Source organism: Antrihabitans stalagmiti (genome assembly GCF_016482825.1).
Lineage (GTDB): Bacteria > Actinomycetota > Actinomycetes > Mycobacteriales > Mycobacteriaceae > Antrihabitans > Antrihabitans stalagmiti.
On sequence record NZ_JAEMNV010000007.1, the window covers coordinates 230,184 to 250,232 of the forward strand.

Annotated in this window: 17 protein-coding genes; 8 read left to right on the top strand and 9 right to left on the bottom strand. The window is 64.3% G+C overall.

Annotated features, from left to right (window positions below; translation table 11 throughout):
* Nucleotides 1-3 precede the first annotated feature (3 nt).
* The 4 genes from JGU71_RS21290 to JGU71_RS21305 all read right to left on the bottom strand — a co-directional run bounded on the left by JGU71_RS21290 (nt 4) and on the right by JGU71_RS21305 (nt 4,021).
* On the bottom strand, nt 4-1,311 hold the full coding sequence (locus JGU71_RS21290; protein ID WP_199706302.1) for a DUF4192 domain-containing protein: 1,308 nt from the start codon (nt 1,309-1,311) through the stop codon (nt 4-6).
* A 164-nt stretch (nt 1,312-1,475) separates the two neighbouring features.
* Nucleotides 1,476-2,189 (bottom strand): sensor domain-containing protein, encoded by a 714-nt coding sequence (locus JGU71_RS21295; protein ID WP_199706303.1) that lies wholly within the window; start codon nt 2,187-2,189, stop codon nt 1,476-1,478.
* A 120-nt stretch (nt 2,190-2,309) separates the two neighbouring features.
* A complete protein-coding gene (locus JGU71_RS21300; RefSeq protein ID WP_199706304.1) occupies nt 2,310-2,939 on the bottom strand; it encodes an MBL fold metallo-hydrolase in 630 nt (209 codons plus the stop codon).
* The gene (locus tag JGU71_RS21305; protein ID WP_199706305.1) at nt 2,936-4,021 is read right to left on the bottom strand and encodes an S-(hydroxymethyl)mycothiol dehydrogenase; all 1,086 of its coding nucleotides are present in this window, start codon (nt 4,019-4,021) and stop codon (nt 2,936-2,938) included. The genes JGU71_RS21300 and JGU71_RS21305 overlap by 4 nt, the downstream gene beginning before the upstream one ends.
* A 221-nt stretch (nt 4,022-4,242) precedes the next feature.
* On the opposite strand from JGU71_RS21305, the gene JGU71_RS21310 reads away from it, so the two are divergent.
* The 5 genes from JGU71_RS21310 (at nt 4,243) to JGU71_RS21330 (ending at nt 10,873) form a co-directional block, all read left to right on the top strand.
* Nucleotides 4,243-5,190, top strand: a complete 948-nt coding sequence (locus JGU71_RS21310; RefSeq protein ID WP_199706306.1) for a proteasome assembly chaperone family protein — start codon at nt 4,243-4,245, stop codon at nt 5,188-5,190.
* A gap of 116 nt (nt 5,191-5,306) precedes the next feature.
* Nucleotides 5,307-6,344, top strand: coding sequence for an alpha/beta fold hydrolase (locus JGU71_RS21315; RefSeq protein WP_199706307.1), 1,038 nt, complete (start codon nt 5,307-5,309; stop codon nt 6,342-6,344).
* Between the two features lie 145 nt (nt 6,345-6,489).
* Nucleotides 6,490-7,554 carry an alpha/beta fold hydrolase gene (locus tag JGU71_RS21320; protein WP_199706308.1) on the top strand — a complete coding sequence of 355 codons (1,065 nt, stop codon included), beginning with the start codon at nt 6,490-6,492 and terminating at the stop codon, nt 7,552-7,554.
* A gap of 16 nt (nt 7,555-7,570) precedes the next feature.
* Nucleotides 7,571-10,090 carry a DEAD/DEAH box helicase gene (locus JGU71_RS21325; RefSeq protein WP_307829750.1) on the top strand — a complete coding sequence of 840 codons (2,520 nt, stop codon included), beginning with the start codon at nt 7,571-7,573 and terminating at the stop codon, nt 10,088-10,090.
* 105 nt (nt 10,091-10,195) lie between these two features.
* Nucleotides 10,196-10,873 (top strand): PhzF family phenazine biosynthesis protein, encoded by a 678-nt coding sequence (locus JGU71_RS21330; RefSeq protein ID WP_199706309.1) that lies wholly within the window; start codon nt 10,196-10,198, stop codon nt 10,871-10,873.
* On the opposite strand, the gene JGU71_RS21335 is transcribed toward JGU71_RS21330, so the two are convergent.
* Nucleotides 10,863-11,552, bottom strand: a complete 690-nt coding sequence (locus tag JGU71_RS21335; protein WP_199706310.1) for a hypothetical protein — start codon at nt 11,550-11,552, stop codon at nt 10,863-10,865. The two genes, JGU71_RS21330 and JGU71_RS21335, sit on opposite strands and share 11 nt — an antisense overlap.
* Before the next feature lie 17 nt (nt 11,553-11,569).
* Here JGU71_RS21335 and JGU71_RS21340 point away from each other — a divergent pair, with 17 nt between their 5' ends.
* Nucleotides 11,570-11,818, top strand: coding sequence for a hypothetical protein (locus JGU71_RS21340; RefSeq protein WP_199706311.1), 249 nt, complete (start codon nt 11,570-11,572; stop codon nt 11,816-11,818).
* Here the strand turns inward: JGU71_RS21340 and JGU71_RS21345 are convergent, their stop codons facing one another.
* Together JGU71_RS21345 and JGU71_RS21350 are read right to left on the bottom strand one after the other, a co-directional pair.
* On the bottom strand, nt 11,819-13,039 hold the full coding sequence (locus JGU71_RS21345) for an aminotransferase family protein (protein ID WP_199706313.1): 1,221 nt from the start codon (nt 13,037-13,039) through the stop codon (nt 11,819-11,821).
* Nucleotides 13,040-13,065: 26 nt separating this feature from the next.
* Nucleotides 13,066-13,752: a Pr6Pr family membrane protein gene (locus JGU71_RS21350; protein ID WP_199706315.1), complete on the bottom strand. Its 687-nt coding sequence runs from the start codon at nt 13,750-13,752 to the stop codon at nt 13,066-13,068.
* Nucleotides 13,753-13,822: 70 nt separating this feature from the next.
* On the opposite strand from JGU71_RS21350, the gene hrpA reads away from it, so the two are divergent.
* Nucleotides 13,823-17,716, top strand: coding sequence for an ATP-dependent RNA helicase HrpA (gene hrpA, locus JGU71_RS21355; RefSeq protein WP_199706317.1), 3,894 nt, complete (start codon nt 13,823-13,825; stop codon nt 17,714-17,716).
* A gap of 72 nt (nt 17,717-17,788) precedes the next feature.
* On the opposite strand, the gene nrdR is transcribed toward hrpA, so the two are convergent.
* Nucleotides 17,789-18,253, bottom strand: coding sequence for a transcriptional regulator NrdR (gene nrdR / locus JGU71_RS21360; RefSeq protein WP_199706319.1), 465 nt, complete (start codon nt 18,251-18,253; stop codon nt 17,789-17,791).
* Nucleotides 18,254-18,483: 230 nt separating this feature from the next.
* Complete coding sequence (locus JGU71_RS21365) at nt 18,484-19,005, bottom strand: LysM peptidoglycan-binding domain-containing protein (RefSeq protein WP_199706321.1); 522 nt, start codon at nt 19,003-19,005, stop codon at nt 18,484-18,486.
* 340 nt (nt 19,006-19,345) lie between these two features.
* Here JGU71_RS21365 and lexA point away from each other — a divergent pair, with 340 nt between their 5' ends.
* Nucleotides 19,346-20,044: a transcriptional repressor LexA gene (gene lexA / locus JGU71_RS21370; RefSeq protein ID WP_199706523.1), complete on the top strand. Its 699-nt coding sequence runs from the start codon at nt 19,346-19,348 to the stop codon at nt 20,042-20,044.
* The last annotated feature ends 5 nt before the right edge of the window (nt 20,045-20,049 follow it).

Genomic DNA, 20,049 nt, shown 5'->3' on the forward strand with positions numbered 1-20,049 from the left:
GCTTCAGTCGTGCCGCGGCGGCGGCAGGATGACACCGAGACGTTTCGCAACGGCATAGCTCGTGTCGGCGAGTGATCGCATCACCTGCGGTGACACACCGTTCTGCAGTGCACCGTCGAGCAGGTTCGCGAGCCGATGGCCGGGTTCGGATCGCCGGGCAGCCTCGAAGGCGATGCCGGCGAGTGGTCCGTCGCCGCGCACGTAGCAGCTGTAGCCCAGCAGGGCGGCGGCATCGGCGTAGTACGGATCAGGCAGTAGTCGCACCATCGTCAGCCACAGTTGTTCGGCAGCGTCTGCCTGATCACCGGTCGCCAGCACCAGGGCGCAATCGCGGACGTCGACGTTCGTCAACGCAACACCGAGTTCCACGATTTCCGCAGGTCCGAGAACGGCACCGGTCGCGACGTTCTCGACCTGGAACAGAACGCGCACCAACTCGTTTCGGCTGTGTGCATCCTTTGTGCCCGCTCGCGCAGCGCGTCGTCGCGCCGAGAACGCCGCTTCCGCAGCATCGGCGATGAGCTTCGCTACCTCGATCCGCTCGAGGGGATCGCCCGGTTCCAGCACTGCGGCGACCTCTGCACGTGATCCGCGAATCTGGCGACCGTGCAGCACGTTCGTTGCCGCCGCGGTGGACGAGCCCGGGTCGCGGAGAAACCCGGTTCGACGATCGCCGAGCAGACTCCACCAGAACTCCCCCGCCGCTATCTCCATCGTGATGTGCGCGCCGACCAATATTGTTCCGTGCGCGGCGAGTCCGGCGCCGAGTGCGTCAGCGATCTCTTCGTAGACCTCGCCGATATCGAAGTCGTCGTCTCGACCGTCTTCGGCCGGATCGTCGAACGCGTCGCCGCAGATTTCACCGTCGAAATCGCCACAGAAGTCCCCACCGAAGTTCACGTTGTCGAACAGCGGTCCCGGTCCGAGGTCCGGTCCGATCAACGATTCGATGCGGTCGTCGACGATCAACGCGATCGCGTGGTGTACCCGTTCTCTGGCGCACAGCTCGCCGAGCTGGTCGATGGACGCGAGCACCGGCGCAGTCAGCGAGTCGAAGCGCCCCCATACGAACGGCTCGAAATCGTCGCCTCCCTGGTTGATGGGCGAGAGTTCGCCGGGGAGCACGAGATCCACCCGAACGACCGGACCGATCGTGGTTCCCGCCGGTCCTCCGACACAGACGAGTACGAGCGAACGTTGCGGCGGGAACCCGAGCAGCGCGGGCACAGCCGCCAGTAGGTCGCCGGGATCGGAGATGCGGACTGCTGGCCACATGGCCAGCGGGTCGTGTTGGGAAGCCGAGGATGTCATGGCGAGAGCCTGGCGCACATCGCCGGCGGTCCAACGTGGCCGACCTGCGGTTTTGCGTGGCCTGTGGACAACCGGGTCGAATGTGAAAATCTCGCCTCGCAGTGCCCATTTCGGGGTCTGGAGAACGGCGGTCGGTCGGAGGTGTGTGCTATAAACCGCGCGGGCTACTCTGCCGCGCGAATCTTGGTCACCTGATCGGTGAAGAGCTGATCGAGCGCAGCCATATCGGGCTTCGCGCCGGTGTAGGTCAAGAACACCGCCTCGACAACCACATCGCCGACCTGCGCAGACAAGGTGCTCAACTCCTGAACGAACGGTTTCTCCGCCGATCCCGATGTGGCGGTCTGCTTGACGGCGAGGGTGTCGTCGGCATCGATCGGGGGCGCCGGTGTGACCTCGTTGCGCAGCTTCACGGTGACACCGTCCTTTGTCGTCACCGTCACGTCCGGGCAGCGGTCGAGCCGGTCGCGCCGTGCGGCGAGGGTTTCGGTGGATCGTGTCGTCCTGGTGAGCCCGATCGTGATCGTCGAGATCGGCTTCTTCGCGGCGTCCGACGCTGTGCCGACGATGATCGCACCTGGGGTGGGTTGATTGCCCGGCCTGTCCCCGCAATCGGGCGGATCGACCTCGGCGCCGTCGACGATGTCGAGGTCGGAACCTGCGTCCTTCATCGCCGTCGGCGGCAGGACGACAGCTTCGTACGGTGCCGAGAAGTCACCCGGACCGAGCAGGAGGTCGGCGAGCTCGCCCGGTATCGCACGCTGCGCCGTCGACGAATCTGCAACGGCCTCACCGGTTATCGTCGAGCCACACCCCGACAGCGCTAGAACCATCCCGAGCGCCGCCGGAGCGAGGCAGTGCCGTCGGCGCAACGTCAATTCACATCCTCCTGAACGAGTCGGCGCGTAGTGACACACGCCCTCGTTCCACTGTCGCACACACGTGCGCAGATACCCGCGAACCCGCCGCCGGGGCGAGTCAGGCCGGATGCCGACGTTCTAGTGTCCGCGCGCTATCCATTCCTCCAGGTGGGGCGCTTCGGAGCCGATCGTCGTGCCGTCGCCGTGTCCGGTCCGAACCCTCGTCTCCGCGGGCAGCGCGAACAGGCGTGCGGTGATCGAGTCGATGATCGTCCCGAAATCGGAGAACGAGCGGCCGGTCGCGCCGGGCCCGCCTGCGAACAGGGTGTCTCCGGTGCACAGTTCTCCTGCCTCCGGCAGGTAGAGGCACGTCGATCCTGGCGAGTGGCCGGGGGTGTGCAGGGCGAGGATGTCGGTTCCCGCGACTGCGATGCGTTGCCCGTCCTCCAGCGCGAGGTGCGACGTGCCTGCGTGTGTTTGTTCCCACAGCATGTCATCGGCCGGGTGCAGATACACCGGAGCATCGAGGGCTGCAGCCAGTTCCGGAGCGACCGTCACGTGGTCGTCGTGGCCGTGTGTGCAGACGATCGCAACGACCCGCCGACCTCCGACGGCGTCGACGATCGGCGCCGCGGTGTGTGCTGCGTCGACGACGACGACCTCGGAGTCGTCGCCGATCAGCCAGACGTTGTTGTCGACGTCCCAGGTGCCGCCGTCGAGTGAAAACGTTCCCGACGTCACGACACGATCGATGCGCAGCCCGCTCACAGGACGACGACCGAGCGCAGTACGGTCCCCTTCTTCATCGTCGCGAACGCGGCCTCGACATCGGCGAGGCCGATCCGCTCGGTGACGAACTTGTCGAGCGGCAGGCGACCCTGCTGATAGAGATCGACCAGCATCGGAAAGTCGCGCTCGGGCAGGCAATCTCCGTACCACGACGACTTCAAGGCGCCACCGTGGCTGAACACGTCGATCAGCGGCAGTTCGAGTTTCATGTCCGGGGTCGGAACACCTACCAGGACAACAGTTCCCGCCAGGTCTCTGGCGTGGAAAGCCTGCAGCCAGGTTTCGGGGCGGCCGACCGCATCGATAACGACGTCGGCTCCGAAGGTGTCGGTCAACGCTTGAATGGCTTCCACGACGTCACCGGAACTTGCGTCGATGGTGTCGGTCGCGCCGAGATCGGTTGCCCACGCGAGTTTTCCGGGATCGAGATCGACGGCGATGATCGTGGTGGCACCCGCAAGCCGCGCGCCTGCGATGGCGCCACACCCGACTCCACCACAACCGATGACGGCAACGGAATCACCTCGACCGACGTTGCCGGTGTTCATCGCAGCGCCGAGGCCTGCCATCACGCCGCAGCCGAGCAAGCCGACGACCGCGGGATCCGCCGTCGGATCGACCTTCGTGCACTGTCCTTCGTGTACGAGCGTCTTCTCGGCGAACGCACCGATGCCGAGCGCGGGTGACAGTTCGGTGCCGTCCTCCAGCGTCATCTTCTTGCTCGCGTTGTGGGTGTCGAAGCAGTACCACGGTCGACCGCGTTTACACGCTCGACAGACACCGCAGACCGCGCGCCAGTTCAGGACGACGAAATCGCCGACCGCAACGCGATCGACCCCTTCCCCGACCGCCTCGACGACACCGGCTGCCTCGTGGCCGAGCAAGAACGGATACTCGTCGTTGATGCCGCCCTCGCGGTAGTGCAGGTCGGTGTGGCACACCCCGCACGCCTGGATCGTGACGACGACGTCACCCGGACCCGGATCGGGAATCAGTATCGTTTCCAAGCTGACGGGCTCGCCTTGTGCGCGGGATACGACACCTTGAACTCGCTGGGTCACAACTTGCCTCCGGATCTTCGACGAACGTGTTGTCTGAAGTCCCACAGTTCCACAATCCATGCGCGGGTTGCGATATATGGCTCAGGTCCGTTTCGGGAATTCGTCACGCACGTTCGGCGTTGCCCGTTGGTGATGGGCGACCCGGTTGCGCGCGACCGGGGTCGGGTATGTGATTCGTAGTGGACACTGGAAAGTGGTTCCACAAGGAAGGGGTCCGAGCGATGGACGAGAAGTCGAGGATGTACGAGCTGGAGTTCCCGGCGCCACAACTGTCGTCCGCTGACGGCGAAGGGCCGATCCTTGTGCACGGGCTGGAGGGCTTCACCGACGCAGGCCATGCGGTCCGGCTCGCGACGGTCCATCTGCGCGAGAGCCTGGAAAGCGAACTCGTCGCGTCGTTCGACGTCGACGAATTGCTCGATTACCGGTCGCGGCGCCCGACGATGACCTTCAAGAGCGATCACTTCTCGAAGTACGCGGAGCCGGAGCTCAACCTGTACGCGTTGCGCGACACGGTCGGCACACCGTTCCTTCTGCTTGCAGGCATGGAGCCCGACCTCAAGTGGGAACGCTTCACGACAGCGGTTCGATTGTTGGCCGAGCAACTCGGTGTGCGTCGCACCATCGGCCTCAACGCGATTCCGATGGCGATCCCACACACTCGCCCACTCGGCATGACAGCACATTCGTCGAACAAGGACCTGGTCAAGGACAGCCAGCGGTGGGCGGGCGAACTTCAGGTTCCCGGCAGCGCGTCGTCGTTGCTGGAATATCGGATGGCGCAGCACGGGCACGAGTCGATGGGCTTCTCCGTCCACGTCCCGCACTACCTTGCCCAGACCGACTATCCGGAAGCCGCACAGACCCTGCTCGAGAGCGTCGCGACCATGGGCAATCTCGAACTGCCGCTCGCCGCACTCGGCGAGGCGGCAGCACGCGTCCGCGAGCAGGTCAACGAGCACATCGAGGGCAACGCCGAGGTCGAGGCCGTCGTGTCGGCGCTCGAACGGCAGTACGACACGTTCGTGAGCAGCCAGGAGCAGCAGTCCACTCTTCTCGCCAGCGACACCCCGCTCCCGAGCGGTGACGAACTCGGTGCGGAATTCGAGAAGTTCCTTGCCGAGCAGGGCGGGTACGACGGCGAGGACAGTGTCGACCCAACTCCCTGACGCGTAAGACGACTGTTCGCCAGTCGAAACATCGATGTAACCGCTACCGAACCGACCAGCACTGCGAGCCGCATACGCTCGTCGGTGCTGGTCGGAATTCTCGGTAGGAGGCGACGATGGCTGGATCGCAGGCACGAAAGCTCCGGCGCGTTCCCGACACGGAAAGTCGGCTCGCCTTTCGCACGATCCACGGCTACCGGCGTGCGTTCCGGATCGCGGGCAGCGGTCCGGCGATCCTGTTGATCCACGGCATCGGTGACAGTTCCGCGACCTGGTGCGACCTCATCCCGCACCTGGCGCAGAAACACACCGTCATCGCTCCCGACCTGCTCGGGCACGGCAGCTCGGACAAACCGCGCGCAGACTATTCGGTTGCGGCCTACGCGAATGGAATGCGCGATCTGCTCGCAGTTCTCGGCATCGGTCGAGTGACGGTGGTCGGGCATTCGCTCGGCGGCGCGGTGGCGATGCAGTTCGTCTATCAGTTTCCACACCTGGTCGATCGGCTCGTGCTGACCTCGTCCAGCGGCGTGACGAAAGACATCCATCCGCTGCTGCGGGTGCTGTCGATGCCGATGATCAACGAGTCGTTGCGATTCCTGCGGCTTCCCGGCGGACGTCCGGTCGCGAAGATCGCGGGCAACGTCGCCATCGGTCTGCACGGTGCGACGCTACGGCCGAGCGCCGTCCTCGACGAGACGCCCGACATCATGCGAATGGTCGGTGATCTCGACGATCGGACCGCCTACCTCGCATTCTTGAAGACGCTTCGCGCAGTGGTGGATTGGCGCGGTCAAGTGATCACGCTCCTCGATCGCTGCTATCTGACCAACGACATTCCGACTCAAATAATCTGGGGTGCAAGGGATTCTGTGTTCCCGGTGAGCCACGCTCACATCGCCCACGCGGCCATGCCTGGATCGCGGATCGAAATATTCGCCGGCACCGGGCACTACCCGTTTCACACCGACCCGCTCCGCTATCTGCGCGTCATCGAGACGTTTATGTCGACGACCGAACCCGCGACGTTCGACCAGCAGCGTTGGCGAGAATCGTTGCGCTCCGGCACCTCCGACCGCGCGATCGCAGGCGCAGCGGCAACCCGATCGACCGTATTGGACGCACTCGACGCCGCCGAACGCAGCGCCACCTGAACGATGAGAGAGCGATGCACTTGTCGCTCGCACTGCAGGGCCGGGTGATGGATCGTAGACTCCCCTGCATCCGTTCCCGCCCGAACAATCCCGAACATCTGCAGCGTTGTGCACCGTTCACACATCGCGTGACACAGGAGTCGCCATGACGAACATGCGGCCGCTGCGACCGGTCTCACAGGTCGAGCCGCGGCTTACTTTTCGGACTGTCCACGGGTATCGGCGTGCCATCCGAGTAGCAGGCCAAGGTCCACCGATCGTGCTGATCCACGGCATCGGAGACAACTCCGAAACCTGGCTCGACGTCATACCGCACCTGGCGGCCAACTACACCGTGATTGCACCGGACCTGCTCGGCCACGGTCGATCCGACAAACCACGGGCCGACTACTCGATTTCGGCCTACGCCAACGGCTTGCGCGATCTGCTGACGGTCCTCGAGGTCGAACGGGCAACGATCATCGGCCACTCGCTCGGCGGCGGCGTCGCGATGCAGTTCGCGTATCAATATCCGCACATGGTCGATCGTCTCGTCATCGTGTCGTCCGCGGGCATCCATCGCGAGGTCCACCCTGTGCTGCGAGCCGCATCGGTACCCGGGCTCAGTGCCGCTTTGCAGGTGCTGCAGCTACCGGGGGCACGTCGAGCGCTCGACGTCGTCGGTCGGGCGCTGGCAGGCATCTACGACGCCACCGGGCATACGGGTGCTTCGGTCGGTCACGACGCCGTGGACATCATGCGGGTACTTGCCGATCAATCCGATCGGATGGGGCACCGGGCTTTCGTCAGGACGTTGCGGGCAGGCGCAGATTGGCGTGGTCAGGCAATTACGATCCTCGACCGCTGTTATCTCAACGAGCAGATCCCCGTGCAGATCATCTGGGGTGAACGCGATGCCGTCCTGCCCGTCGCACACGCGCACCTGGCCTATGCGGCGATGCCGGGGTCTCGACTAGAGATCTTCGCCGACTCCGCACATTTCCCGTTTCGCGACGAACTACTGCGTTTCATCGGCGTCGTTCAGCGTTTTCTCGACTCGACCGACGAGGCTCTCTACGACCACGAGCGCTGGCGGACCGCACTCACCATCGGCATGAGCGCCTCGAACGAACTTGCCCGCCGGACCATGCATCCCACTGCGTTGGCTGCACCTCCGCTGGAGGAGAAGATGCGCGACGTGGCGAGCGCCTCGGAGCGCAGCGCGACCTGAGGCATAGCCTGTAGCCGTGCTGTTACGGAGCCTCATCGACGATCGCGACCCCAGCGAGGCTGTCGAAGACGACTGGCTCTACGACGCTTTCACGTCGTGGACCGAAGACAGAGGACTCGAACTCTATCCAGCGCAGGACGAAGCGCTGATCGAACTCGTCTCCGGTGCAAACGTCATCCTTGCCACCCCGACCGGCTCGGGGAAGTCGATGGTCGCAGTCGGAGCGCACTTCGCCGCACTCGCCCGCGGCCAGCGCACCTACTACACGGCACCCATCAAGGCACTCGTCAGCGAGAAGTTCTTCGCGCTCTGCGATATTTTCGGCGCCGATCAGGTCGGGATGGTGACCGGTGACGCCTCGGTCAATGCGCAGGCGCCGATCATCTGCGCGACAGCTGAGATTCTTGCGAACCTTGCGCTACGCGAGGGCGCGGACGCAAACGTCGGACAGGTGGTGATGGACGAGTTCCACTTCTACGCCGAACCCGACCGTGGCTGGGCCTGGCAGGTGCCGCTGATCGAGTTACCGAACGCCCAATTCCTGTTGATGTCGGCAACTCTCGGTGAGGTCGACTTCTTCCGCGACGATCTGACCCGCCGAACCGGCCGACCAACGTCGGTGGTCGCAGGCACCGAACGTCCTGTGCCGCTGAGTTATTCGTATGTGTTCACCCCGATCGGCGAAACGATCGAGGAACTGGTCACCACCCATCAGGCACCGGTCTACGTCGTCCACTTCACCCAGGCCGCTGCATTGGAACGGGCGCAAGCGCTGACCAGTATCAACTTTTCCTCGCGAGCGGAGAAAGACGCGATAGCCGACGCGATCGGCAGCTTCCGTTTCGCGACCGGCTTCGGAAAGACGTTGTCGCGCTTGGTCCGACACGGGATCGGCGTCCACCACGCCGGCATGTTGCCCAAATACCGTCGACTCGTCGAAAAGTTGGCGCAGGACGGTCTGCTCAAAGTCATCTGCGGTACGGACACCCTCGGTGTGGGCATCAACGTGCCGATCCGCACGGTACTGCTCACAGGTCTGACGAAGTACGACGGCGTCAGAACGCGCCAGTTGCGTGCTCGTGAGTTCCACCAGATCGCTGGACGCGCGGGCAGGGCCGGCTACGACACCATGGGAACCGTTGTCGTCCAAGCACCCGAGCACGAAGTCGAAAATGCCCGCCTCGTCGCAAAGGCAGGTGACGATCCGAAGAAGCTCAAGAGAGTCCAGCGCCGCAAAGCACCCGAAGGTTTCGTGTCGTGGAGTGCGCAGACGTTCGACAGACTCGTCGCGGCGTCACCGGAATCGTTGGTGTCCCGCTTCGCGGTGACGAACTCGATGCTGCTCAACGTCATTGCGCGCCCTGGCAACTGCTTCGTCGCGATGCGTCACCTGCTCGAAGACAATCACGAGCCGCGACCTGCCCAACGCAAGCACATCCTCCGCGCCATCAGCCTGTATCGAGGACTGGTGAATGCCGGTGTCGTGCAGCAACTCTCCGAACCCGACGAGTTCGGTCGCATGGCGCGACTCACCGTCGAACTGCAACGCGACTTCGCACTCGATCAGCCGCTGTCGCCGTTCGCGTTGGCGACCTTCGAATTGCTCGACCGCGACTCCCCCACCTACACACTCGATGTGATCTCGGTGATCGAGTCGACCCTCGACGATCCGCGGCAGTTATTGATGGCCCAGCAGCACGCTGCGCGCGGCGAGGCGATCGGCAGAATGAAGGCCGACGGCATCGAATACGACGAACGGATGGAACTCCTCGAAGAGGTGACGTGGCCGAAACCTTTGGAGGAGTTGCTCGTTCCGGCGTACGAGACCTATCGCGGTGGCCATCCTTGGCTGTCGGAGTTCGCGCCGTCACCCAAGTCGGTGGTCCGCGACCTGATCGAGCGATCCATGACGTTCGCCGAATTGATCAGCCACTACGGTCTGACCCGGTCGGAGGGGCTCGTCCTGCGCTACCTCGCCGACGGTTACCGCGCGCTGCGCAGGACCGTCCCCGACCAAGCCCGAACCGAGGAGCTCGACGACATCGTCGAGTGGCTCGGCGAGCTTGTACGACAGGTCGATTCGAGCCTGCTCGACGAATGGGAACAGCTCACCAATCCGGGCGCGGAGATCGACACCGACCAGACGGCGTTCGATGCCGGTGCACCGCGGCCGATCTCGGCGAATGTTCGGTCGTTCCGGGTGCTCGTCCGCAATGCGATGTTCCGCCGGGTCGAACTCGCGGCGCTGCGGCGCTGGGATGCGCTTGCCGACCTCGGGGCGGGTCCCGATGCCGAGGGCTGGGAACTGTTGCTGGCCGACTACTTCGACGAATACGGCACGATCGGAACGGGTCCGTCGGCACGTGGACCGCAGCTGTTCACCCTGGTGCGCGACGCGGACATGTGTTCGGTCCGCCAAGTCCTCGACGACCCGAACGAGGACCACGGCTGGTCGATCGATGCCGTCGTCGACATCGAGGAATCGGATGCCCTCGGCGAGATCGTGTTCGAGGACATGACGGTCACCGCAGGCTAATGCGGCTCCGCCGCTCGTGAGTCCTTTCGGAGGGCGGAACCACCGGAAAGACTCACGAGCGGCGTAGCCGCCTATAGTTTTCTTTATGGATGGAAGGGATCGAGAATGAGTGTGGACGTCGCCGTCGTTCGGGTGTTCACCAACGCCGCCGGTGAGTTCGGCAACGCGCTCGGCATCGTCGATGCAGCAGCTGTTCCGTTGTCCGACAGGCAATCTCTCGCAGCGCATCTCGGGTTCAGCGAGACCATCTTCGTCGAACTTCCCGGCGGCAACACCACGACCAGAGCGCAGATCTTCACCCCCGCAACCGAACTCCCCTTTGCGGGGCACCCTACGGTCGGCCTCGGATGGTGGCTGAGCGAACTCGGGTTCGCTGTCGACGCCATCGACGTACCTGCCGGACGTGTCGAGGTCACACGCACCAACGGCCTCACGAAGATTCGCGCACGCGCGGACTGGGCGACCGACTTCACGTTCCACGATCTGGCCTCCGCTGCCGAGGTCGAGGCGCTCGATCCTGCCCGCTTCACCGACGCACTGCACTACGCCTGGGCGTGGACCGACGAAGCCGCGGGAGCGATTCGCTCACGAATGTTCGCCCCCGTCCTGGGAATTCGTGAAGACGAGGCAACAGGTGCGGCCGCTGTTCGAATCACTGCGCTACTGGAGCGCGATCTCACGATCACCCAGGGACTCGGCTCGCAAATCTTCACCGACTACGCGGCCGACGGCTGGGTCCACGTCGGCGGCAGATCGGTCGCCGAACGCACGTTCAGCGTGTAGACCGACGAGTCGGGATGGGTGCGCCCGCGGCGAGTTCGGCTTCCGTCAACACAACTTGGAGTTCACGCCCCAGATCGAACCCCGTCGCCAGCGGCAGTCTGTCACCGCTCCAGAACTTTCCGGGGTCGTACCAGTTGGACCGATGTTGCTTGCGCAACAGACCCATGGCCTCGTAGGTCGTCCCGACAACCTCTGCGCAATAGGCACTCTCGAGTTTCTGCGCATCTGCCTTACGGCCAGGTAGGCGGCCCGCGAACCACCGACCCGTCACCTTCGCAGTGGACGGAAACGGGGTACCGTCCAGGCGCGCGATGGCCCGAAGCAGCGCGTCCTCCTGCTCCTTCGACACGGCCGGTTCCAACTGCCGCAGCCAGCCGCGCTGCTTGTAGCGGCCGCCCCACACCTGCACGGCGTCGCGAAGATCGTGCAACTGGACACCTCGCTGGAACCGACCGGTCCACATGTCCTGCAACGACTTCCCCAACTCCGCATGCCAGATCAACGGCGGCAGATCGGCAAGGACGACCGACATCCCGACATGATTGACCGGGCTGTTGGTGAGGGTCCGGATTGCGCGGTCAGGGCCGGAATGGCCGCGGAAGATCCAGATGTCGCCCGTGCGCGTCTGCTCGACCGCGTCCGACAAGCTCACCTGCGATGCGTGCATTCGCGGAGTCATGGCCTTAGCCTAAGGCGATGAGGCTCACCGGCGCACAGGCACTGAAGCTCGCAGGTCTCGCCGGAGCGGTCGGCGTCGTCGCAACCGGAGTTGTCGTTGCGCGCAACGAACGCGCGCGGCGCGCCTATACCCCCGACGAGGTTCGGGAACAGTTGCACGCACGATATGCCCGTGCCGCGTCAGCACCGACCACCATCGCGCAGCCGAGCAAACCGACACTGCGCGAACGTGTGTCGTTCCTGCGTCGCAAAAAGTCTCGAGCCTGATCAGCCGAGCGCTGCCAGCACCCGCTCCGCCAGCTCTGCCACCTGCTCGTCCGTCATGACGAACGACGGCGAGAACTGCATCGCGCCGACGCCCGCTGCTCGTCCCGAAACACCGTGCTGACGGAGTGTTTTGACGAACGGCAAGGCCTCGGCGGGATCGGCGAGTTGCACAGCGGCGACAGCCCCGAGTCCGCTGCGCACCTCCTGGACGCGAGGATGATCGGCCAGCGGCGAAAGATGTTTGTGCAGTGAGCCTTCGAGACGCTTGGACTCGTCCAGCAGGTTCTCGCGTTCCATGATGTCGAGGTTCGCCATTGCGGCCGCGGCAGCGCCCGCGTGCCCGCCGTAGGTGTAGCCGTGCCGCCACCAGACACCGCCCGCGAAGAACGGCTCGGCGATGTGCGGGGCGATGAAAACGGCACCCATCGGGACGTAGCCGGACGTCAAGCCCTTCGCCGTCGTCATCAGATCCGGCTGCAGGTCGAATCGCGAAGACGCGAACCAGGATCCACCGATCCTGCCGAAGCCGGTCACCACCTCGTCGACGACGAAAAGGATGTCGTGATCGCGGCAGATGGCACGGACCTCCGCGAGGTAACCCTCGGGGGGCAGGTAGATGCCGCCCGCACCGATGATCGGCTCGGCGAAGAACGCGGCAATGTTGTCCGCACCGAGCTCCTCGATCAGGCTGAGCAGGCTTTTCGCGTTGTCCCACTCGACGGTCCGCGCATCGGCCATCAACTCGCCGTACCCTTCACGGTTCGGCGGGATCCCCGCCAGTGCGGTTCCGGCGACATGCATACCGTGATAGGCCTTCTGGCGGCCGACGATGATGCGCTTGGACGGTTTGCCGACCTCACCCCAGTAGCGGCGCGCGAGCTTCGCGGCAGTGTCGATGGAATCCGAGCCGCCCGACGTGAAGAAGATCTTGCTGCCGGGGACCGGCGCGATCTCCGCCAGCCGTTCGGCGAGCGTTGCCGTCACGGCCGGAACGAAGTCGCCGAAATTCGAGTAGTGGGCAACGGTCGCAAGTTGTTCGGCGACCGCGTCACCGATCTCACGCCTGCCGTGCCCGACGTTCGCGAACCACAATCCCGCCGTGGCGTCGATGTACTTGTTGCCTGCGGCGTCCCAGATGTAGGCGCCTTCGCCACGAGCAATGACGAAAGCACCCTTGTCGACGGCACCCATGTCCGCGAAACCGTGCCACAGTGAACCCATTACGCGCCCCTCATTCCACAATCGCTTCAGACGAAACTAGCGTGCGCGTCGTTTCGGTAGCGCCACCGGGCCGCTAGTCTGCCGACCGCACCGACGGCGAGCGCGAGCAGGGTCAGCGCGACAGTCAGTACGACGAGCCCGATGGCAAGAGACACGTAGCCCTGTTCACGTGGGTCGAGGAACGGGTAGGGGTACCAGTCGACGAATTCGCCGCGGATCAGGCTGTACACCCCGTACACAGCCGGGAATGCCAGCCACTGCAGCACCTGGCTGTCTTCGATCTTCGTGCGCGGCGGCGCCAGGATCCAGTCCGCCAGCAGCACGAGGGGAAGCAGCCTGTGCATCACATCGTTGATCCAGCGATCGGTGAGCATCACGTCGATGTTGGCCAGGAGGACCGCATATACGGCACACGTGATCACCATGTAGACGGTGACCGCGCCGCGCACGCTCTGCCACGCCCGACTGCCGGGATCGAGCACACCACCGACGAGCAGGACCACGATGGTGGCGACGTTGCTCAGAATCGTGAAGTAGCTGAAATAGTTTGCGACGGAGAATGCCTCGACGTCGATGTTTCGCAGCGGAATCCACGCGAGCGCAACCGCGCCGAGTACGGCGAAGCCGATCCGGAGCACCCGGATCACGATCGGAGTGGACGCTCGAGGGTCCGACGCTGGCGATGAACCGACATCTGCAGTGGTCACCGGCATATCGTCGCACGTGGGCGCCGTAGCCACGTGCAACCGACCACAACTCTTCGTTCGATACTCTGTAGCAGTCATGCCCAGCACACCGACCGATACTTCCGAGACCATTCGCGACCTCCGCAACCGCCTCGGCGAACTCACCTTTCGAGACGAATATCGCCTTCGACGCCGTCTCGAACGTGCCCGGACCCCCGGTGCTCTCGCTGCCCTCTCGCGCGAGATCGACGCCGCAGAACTGCGGATCCTCGACAGGCGTGCAGCGGTACCGACGATCACCTATCCCGAAGCACTGCCGGTCACCGCGCGCCGCGAAGACATCGCCGCCGCCATCGCGAAACATCAGGTCGTCGTCGTCGCAGGCGAGACAGGATCCGGCAAGACGACGCAGATTCCGAAGATCTGTCTCGAACTCGGCCGTGGCATCCGCGGCACCATCGGCCACACCCAGCCGCGGCGTATCGCCGCGCGAACGGTCGCCGAGCGAATCGCCGAAGAACTCGACACCGAACTAGGCACAACGGTCGGCTATACGGTCAGGTTCACCGATCACGCGTCGGAAAATACACTCGTCAAACTGATGACGGACGGCATTCTGCTCGCCGAGATCCAGCGCGACCGGTTGTTGCGCCGCTACGACACACTGATCATCGACGAAGCGCACGAACGCAGTCTCAACATCGACTTCCTCCTCGGCTACCTCGCCCAATTGCTGCCGCGCAGGCCAGATCTCAAGGTGATCATCACCTCGGCGACGATCGATCCCGAACTGTTCGCGCGGCATTTCGCCACCGGGGGCGTCCCGGCACCGATCGTCGAGGTGTCAGGTCGGTCGTATCCCGTGGAGATCCGCTACCGACCGACGACGCTGCAGGTCGGCGACGAGACGATCGACCTCGACCCCGTCGACGCGGTGTGCGAAGCCGTCACCGAACTCTTCTCCGCCGGCGACGGCGACGTCCTGGTCTTCCTCTCCGGTGAACGTGAAATCCGTGATACCGCAGATGCTTTGAACGATCTGAAGCTCGCTCGCACCGAGGTCGTTCCGCTCTACGCCAGACTGTCTGCCGCAGAACAACATCGGGTGTTCACCCCACACACGGGACGCCGGGTCGTGCTGTCCACCAATGTCGCGGAGACGTCGCTCACCGTCCCCGGCATCCGGTACGTGGTCGATCCCGGGACCGCGCGGATCTCGCGATACTCGTTGCGCACCAAGGTCCAACGTCTGCCGATCGAACCCATCTCGCAGGCGTCGGCACGCCAGCGTGCCGGGCGTTGTGGTCGTGTTGCCGACGGTATCTGCATCCGGCTCTACTCCGAGGAAGACTTCGATTCACGGCCACCGTTCACCGAACCGGAGATTCTGCGTACCAATCTGGCAGCCGTCATCCTGCAGATGACCTCACTCGGACTGGGCGAGATCGAGAACTTTCCGTTCCTGGAACCACCCGATGGACGCAGCATACGCGACGGCGTCGCCCTCCTCGAAGAACTCGGCGCGATCACAACCACCGGCGGGCTCGCCCTCACACCGGTCGGCCGCGAGTTGGCGCAACTGCCCGTCGATCCGCGAATGGCGCGCATGCTCGCCGAGGCGCACCGCTCGGGGTGTTTGACCGAGATGCTGATCGTCGTCTCCGCGTTGGCAATTCAGGACGTCCGAGAGCGACCCGCCGATCACCAACAGGCAGCCGACAACGCACACGCGCGTTTCGTCGTCGAGAACTCGGACTTCCTTGCCTACGGGAAACTGTGGGAGTACCTGAACGAGCAGCGGAAGACGCTGTCGTCGAACCAGTTCCGCAAGATGTGCCGAAACGAATTCCTGCATTGGCTGCGCATCCGAGAATGGCAGGACCTACACGGGCAACTCCGCACGATCACCCGAGGACTCGGTTGGGAGCCCAATACCGCTGCGGCTTCGGAGAATTCGATTCATCAGGCCTTGTTGGCAGGCCTGCTGTCGCACATCGGACTACGTGATGCGGAAACCAGAGACTTCCTCGGTGCTCGCGGCGCCAAGTTCGCAATCTTTCCCGGCTCGTCGCTGTTCAAGAAGCCGCCGCGCTGGGTGATGGCTGCCGAACTCGTCGAAACGTCGCGGCTGTGGGGTCGCATGGCCGGGCGGATCGAGCCGGAGTGGGCGGAAAAGCTTGCGCCGCATCTGATCAAGAAGACCTACTCGGAGCCGCACTGGTCGAGCAAGCGTGGGTCGGCGATGGCCTACGAGCGCGTCACGTTGTACGGGATACCGCTCGTCACCGGGCGCGCTGTCAACTACGGACCCATCGATCCGGAGACCTCGCGCGAACTCTTCATCAGACACGCACTCGTCGAGGGGGAATGGACGACGAATCACGCCTTCTTCGCACGCAACCGCGCATTGCTCGACGATGTCGAAGAACTCGAACATCGGGCGCGCAGGCGCGACATTCTGGTCGACGACGAGGCGCTGTTCGCCTTCTACGACGAACGTGTCGGTAGCGACGTCGTGTCGGCGCGGCACTTCGACACCTGGTGGAAGAAGGCACGGCGCGCCAATCCCGCTCTACTCGACTTCACCATCGACACCGTCGTCCACGACAACGCCGTAGCCGTCGTCGGCGGTGACTATCCCGACGCGTGGCGACAGGGCGAGATCCAGTTCCCACTGACCTATCAGTTCGAGCCAGGCACCGACGACGACGGCGTCACCGCCCGCATTCCCATAGCCCAACTCGCACACGTGCGAGCTGTCGGGTTCGACTGGTTGGTGCCAGGAATGCGCGAGGAACTTGTCACGGCACTCATCAAGACGTTGCCGAAGCAACTGCGCCGCAACGTCGTTCCCGCACCCGACTTCGCACGTGCCGCACTCGCAGCGGTCAAGCCCCGCTCCGAACCACTCACCGCGGCCATCGCACGCGAGCTGACCCGCCTCGCGTCCACACCGATCTCACCGAACGACTTCGACCTCGCAGCCCTACCCGATCACCTGCGGATGACGTTCACAGCGACGGACCCCTCCGGCACGGTCGCGGCGAAGAACAAGGACCTCGCCGCGCTGAAAACTGCTCTGGCACCGCAGGTTGCCAAGGCGGTCGCCGCTGCCGCGTCGGGCATCGAACGACCGTCGGCGACGGTGTGGACGTCGGAATCGCTGGGTACGTTGGCGCCCACCGTCACTCGAACCGTCGACGGCCACCAGGTGACCGGCTACCCGGCACTTGTCGCCGAAGCGAACGGAGTCGCAGTGAGGGTCTTGAGCACACCGACCCAGCAACGTGCGGCGATGCGGACCGGCACGCGTGAACTTGTCCTGCGAGCAGTACCGACACCGACGAAACAGGTGACGGCAGGGCTGACGCCCGCCGAGCGACTTACCCTCAGCCAGAACCCCTATCCGTCGATCGACGCCTTGATCGAGGACTGCAGGGCCTGCGCCGCAAACGAACTCATCGACGCCGCAGGTGGTCCGGTTCAGACCCCCGCAGAGTTCGACGCCCTGGTTGCGCGGGTCCGTCCACAGCTGGGTGGTCGCGTCCGCGAACTGATTCGGGCGGTATTGCCGGTGCTGGCCCGTGCTCGCGAATTGTCGGCCGCCTTGGACGGGCGACGCGGTGAGGTTGCCGACGACGTGACGCAGCAGCGCGACGGACTGGTGTTCGCGGGATTCGTCTCCGAGTTCGGTGGCGAGCGGCTCGCTCACCTGCCGCGTTATCTGCACGGCGCCATCGTTCGGCTGGAGGCACTTCCAGCCGGTGCGATCCGCGACAGCAACGGGATGGCTGTGCTCGACCGCGTCTATGCGAAATACGACCGACTCCTCGACTCCCTGCCTGAGGAACGTCGCGGCTCAGCGGCTGTCGTCGACATTTCCTGGCTGATCGAGGAGTTGCGGATCAATCTGTTCGCCCAGCGGCTCGGCACACCGTTCCCGATCTCGGAGCAGCGGATAGACAAGGCCATAGCCGCGATTCGGCGCTAGCTAGCCGGCGCGAATGTCACATTGGTACCCCTCAGCGGGACGAATGCCACATTCGCTCCGCGGTCCGGAGCACTATTCGGTCGCCGCACCAAGCCGGTGGGCACGCAACTCTTCGATTTCACGCTCGAAGTCGTCGGCGGAGCTGAACGAGCGATACACCGAGGCGAATCGCAGGTAGGCGACCTCGTCGAGGTCTCGCAGGGGTCCAAGGATGGCCAAGCCGACCTGGTGGCTGGGGATTTCGGCGGATCCGGACGCTCGGACGGTGTCTTCGACCTGTTGCGCGAGCAGGTTCAGCGAGTCGTTGTCGACGTCGCGGCCCTGGCAGGCGCGACGAACGCCGCGCATAAGCTTCTCGCGGCTGAACGGTTCGGTGACACCACTTCGCTTCACGACGGCAAGGACCGCCGTCTCGACAGTTGTGAATCGACGACCGCAGCTGGGGCATGATCGCCGTCGGCGAATCGCGCTCCCCTCTTCTGCCTCGCGGGAGTCGACCACGCGAGAGTCCGGGTGTCGACAGAATGGGCAGTGCATGTCGAATCCTTTTTCGATGCCGACAAGCTCGCACAACTCGACCGCGCTCTGCGACGAACCGATCGGGCTGGATTCGTGCGTGCAATATGCGATCTCGATGCGACCACTCGGCGTGGCGTGACCAACAGCCTCCGAGGATACCCGCCGCCCACTTGGCCGGGACATATCGCCCATCACCAGCGGTGACAGCTCAGCTCGCAGTTGCGCCAAGGATTCGAACATGGTCGGTGTCAGGGCGCTACGGGTGCGATCAAAGCCTGACCGGGTGCAACGCCTGCCGACTTCATGTCGTTGAGCCGCAGAATCTGTTCGACGACTTCGGCGACCGGTGCATCCGGCGAAACGCGAGCCGCCACGTCGGACAGGGTCTCACCCGACTGGACGTGCACAACGGCGGTAGTGCTCGGAACGCTCTCGAGACCACCCGTGCGCAGGTTCCACAGACCGAGCAGCCCGACCACCGCGATAGCGGTCAGCAACATCGTGGCTATAACCGTGCCGAACCCGTACTGCTCGCTTCGAACGTCCTCGTCGTCGAGGCGCGGTAGCACCCGCAGGCCCACGGAACTGTAATCGAACGAGCCGTTGGCGGGACCGCGACTGTCGCTCGTCGCCAACTCGCGCCGACGCGTCCGCACCGGACGCAGACCCTCGTCGGCACGCGTAGTGCCGACAGCGGTGTCCGAGCCGACGCCGGCGATGCCACCGAAATGCGCGTCGAGTCCCGCGTATTCGTTCATTGTGATGCTCATCGGATCCTCCGTCTGCGTCGCCAGCGGCGTGTGCGCTGGTGTCGTTGGTGGTGCTCTGCTTGTCCTTGATTGTCGTGCCGCACTGCCGACGTTCGATCACGCGTTCGATGAACGTCTGTTCGAATTTTCTACCATGCCCCACCGACAAAGTCTCTAGTTTCCGCGACACGTGTCGAACAGGTGTTTGAAACGCAACGTAGATGCGGCTACATTCAGTTCGAACAGAAGCAGTTCCGAACGCACCGAAGACCGCACAGCAACATTGCACCGGACTCGTTTCCCGCAACACCCCACCATGAGCAATCCAGAGAAGGACGGTCACGATGAAAGACGGTCGGCAATGAAGGACGACGGCAGCCAAGAAGGCGCGGCGACTCCAGACATCGCCGCCGGACTCACCGATCGGCAGCGCAAGGTACTCGAGGTCATCCGCGCCTCGGTGACCGAGCGGGGCTATCCGCCGAGCATCCGTGAGATCGGCGACGCCGTCGGCCTCACCTCGACGTCGTCGGTGGCGCATCAGCTGCGCACGCTCGAACGCAAAGGCTTCTTGCGGCGCGATCCCAACAGGCCACGCGCTGTCGACGTGCGAGGCCTCGACGAGGCGATGAGCGATGCGGGCGAGCCGATGCTGGACGACGCCGCGGAGCAGTCCAATCTGCCGACACCGACGTTCGTGCCCGTACTCGGCCGGATCGCCGCGGGTGGCCCGATCCTCGCAGAGCAGGCTGTCGAAGACATCTTCCCGCTGCCGAAAGAATTGGTCGGTGAGGGATCGCTGTTCCTGCTGAAGGTGGTCGGCGAGTCCATGGTCGACGCAGCGATCTGCGACGGCGACTGGGTTGTGGTCCGGCAGCAGAACGTGGCGGACAACGGCGATATCGTCGCCGCGATGATCGACGGTGAAGCGACGGTCAAAACATTCAAGCGGACCGGCAAGGAAGTGTGGCTGCTCCCCCACAATCCGCTGTTCGAACCGATCCCCGGCAACAACGCCGCGGTGCTCGGCAAGGTCGTCACGGTCATCCGAAAGATCTGACACCG

Excerpts from the sequence above, each read along its gene's own strand:
- JGU71_RS21290 (WP_199706302.1), bottom strand. The coding sequence starts at position 1,311 with ATGACATCCTCGGCTTCCCAACACGACCCGCTGGCCATGTGGCCAGCA.
- lexA (WP_199706523.1), top strand. The coding sequence starts at position 19,346 with ATGAAGGACGACGGCAGCCAAGAAGGCGCGGCGACTCCAGACATCGCC.
- nrdR (WP_199706319.1), bottom strand. The coding sequence starts at position 18,253 with ATGCACTGCCCATTCTGTCGACACCCGGACTCTCGCGTGGTCGACTCC.
- JGU71_RS21365 (WP_199706321.1), bottom strand. The coding sequence starts at position 19,005 with ATGAGCATCACAATGAACGAATACGCGGGACTCGACGCGCATTTCGGT.
- hrpA (WP_199706317.1), top strand. The coding sequence starts at position 13,823 with ATGCCCAGCACACCGACCGATACTTCCGAGACCATTCGCGACCTCCGC.
- JGU71_RS21350 (WP_199706315.1), bottom strand. The coding sequence starts at position 13,752 with ATGCCGGTGACCACTGCAGATGTCGGTTCATCGCCAGCGTCGGACCCT.
- JGU71_RS21310 (WP_199706306.1), top strand. The coding sequence starts at position 4,243 with ATGGACGAGAAGTCGAGGATGTACGAGCTGGAGTTCCCGGCGCCACAA.
- JGU71_RS21315 (WP_199706307.1), top strand. The coding sequence starts at position 5,307 with ATGGCTGGATCGCAGGCACGAAAGCTCCGGCGCGTTCCCGACACGGAA.
- JGU71_RS21320 (WP_199706308.1), top strand. The coding sequence starts at position 6,490 with ATGACGAACATGCGGCCGCTGCGACCGGTCTCACAGGTCGAGCCGCGG.
- JGU71_RS21345 (WP_199706313.1), bottom strand. The coding sequence starts at position 13,039 with ATGGGTTCACTGTGGCACGGTTTCGCGGACATGGGTGCCGTCGACAAG.
- JGU71_RS21335 (WP_199706310.1), bottom strand. The coding sequence starts at position 11,552 with ATGACTCCGCGAATGCACGCATCGCAGGTGAGCTTGTCGGACGCGGTC.
- JGU71_RS21330 (WP_199706309.1), top strand. The coding sequence starts at position 10,196 with ATGAGTGTGGACGTCGCCGTCGTTCGGGTGTTCACCAACGCCGCCGGT.
- JGU71_RS21340 (WP_199706311.1), top strand. The coding sequence starts at position 11,570 with ATGAGGCTCACCGGCGCACAGGCACTGAAGCTCGCAGGTCTCGCCGGA.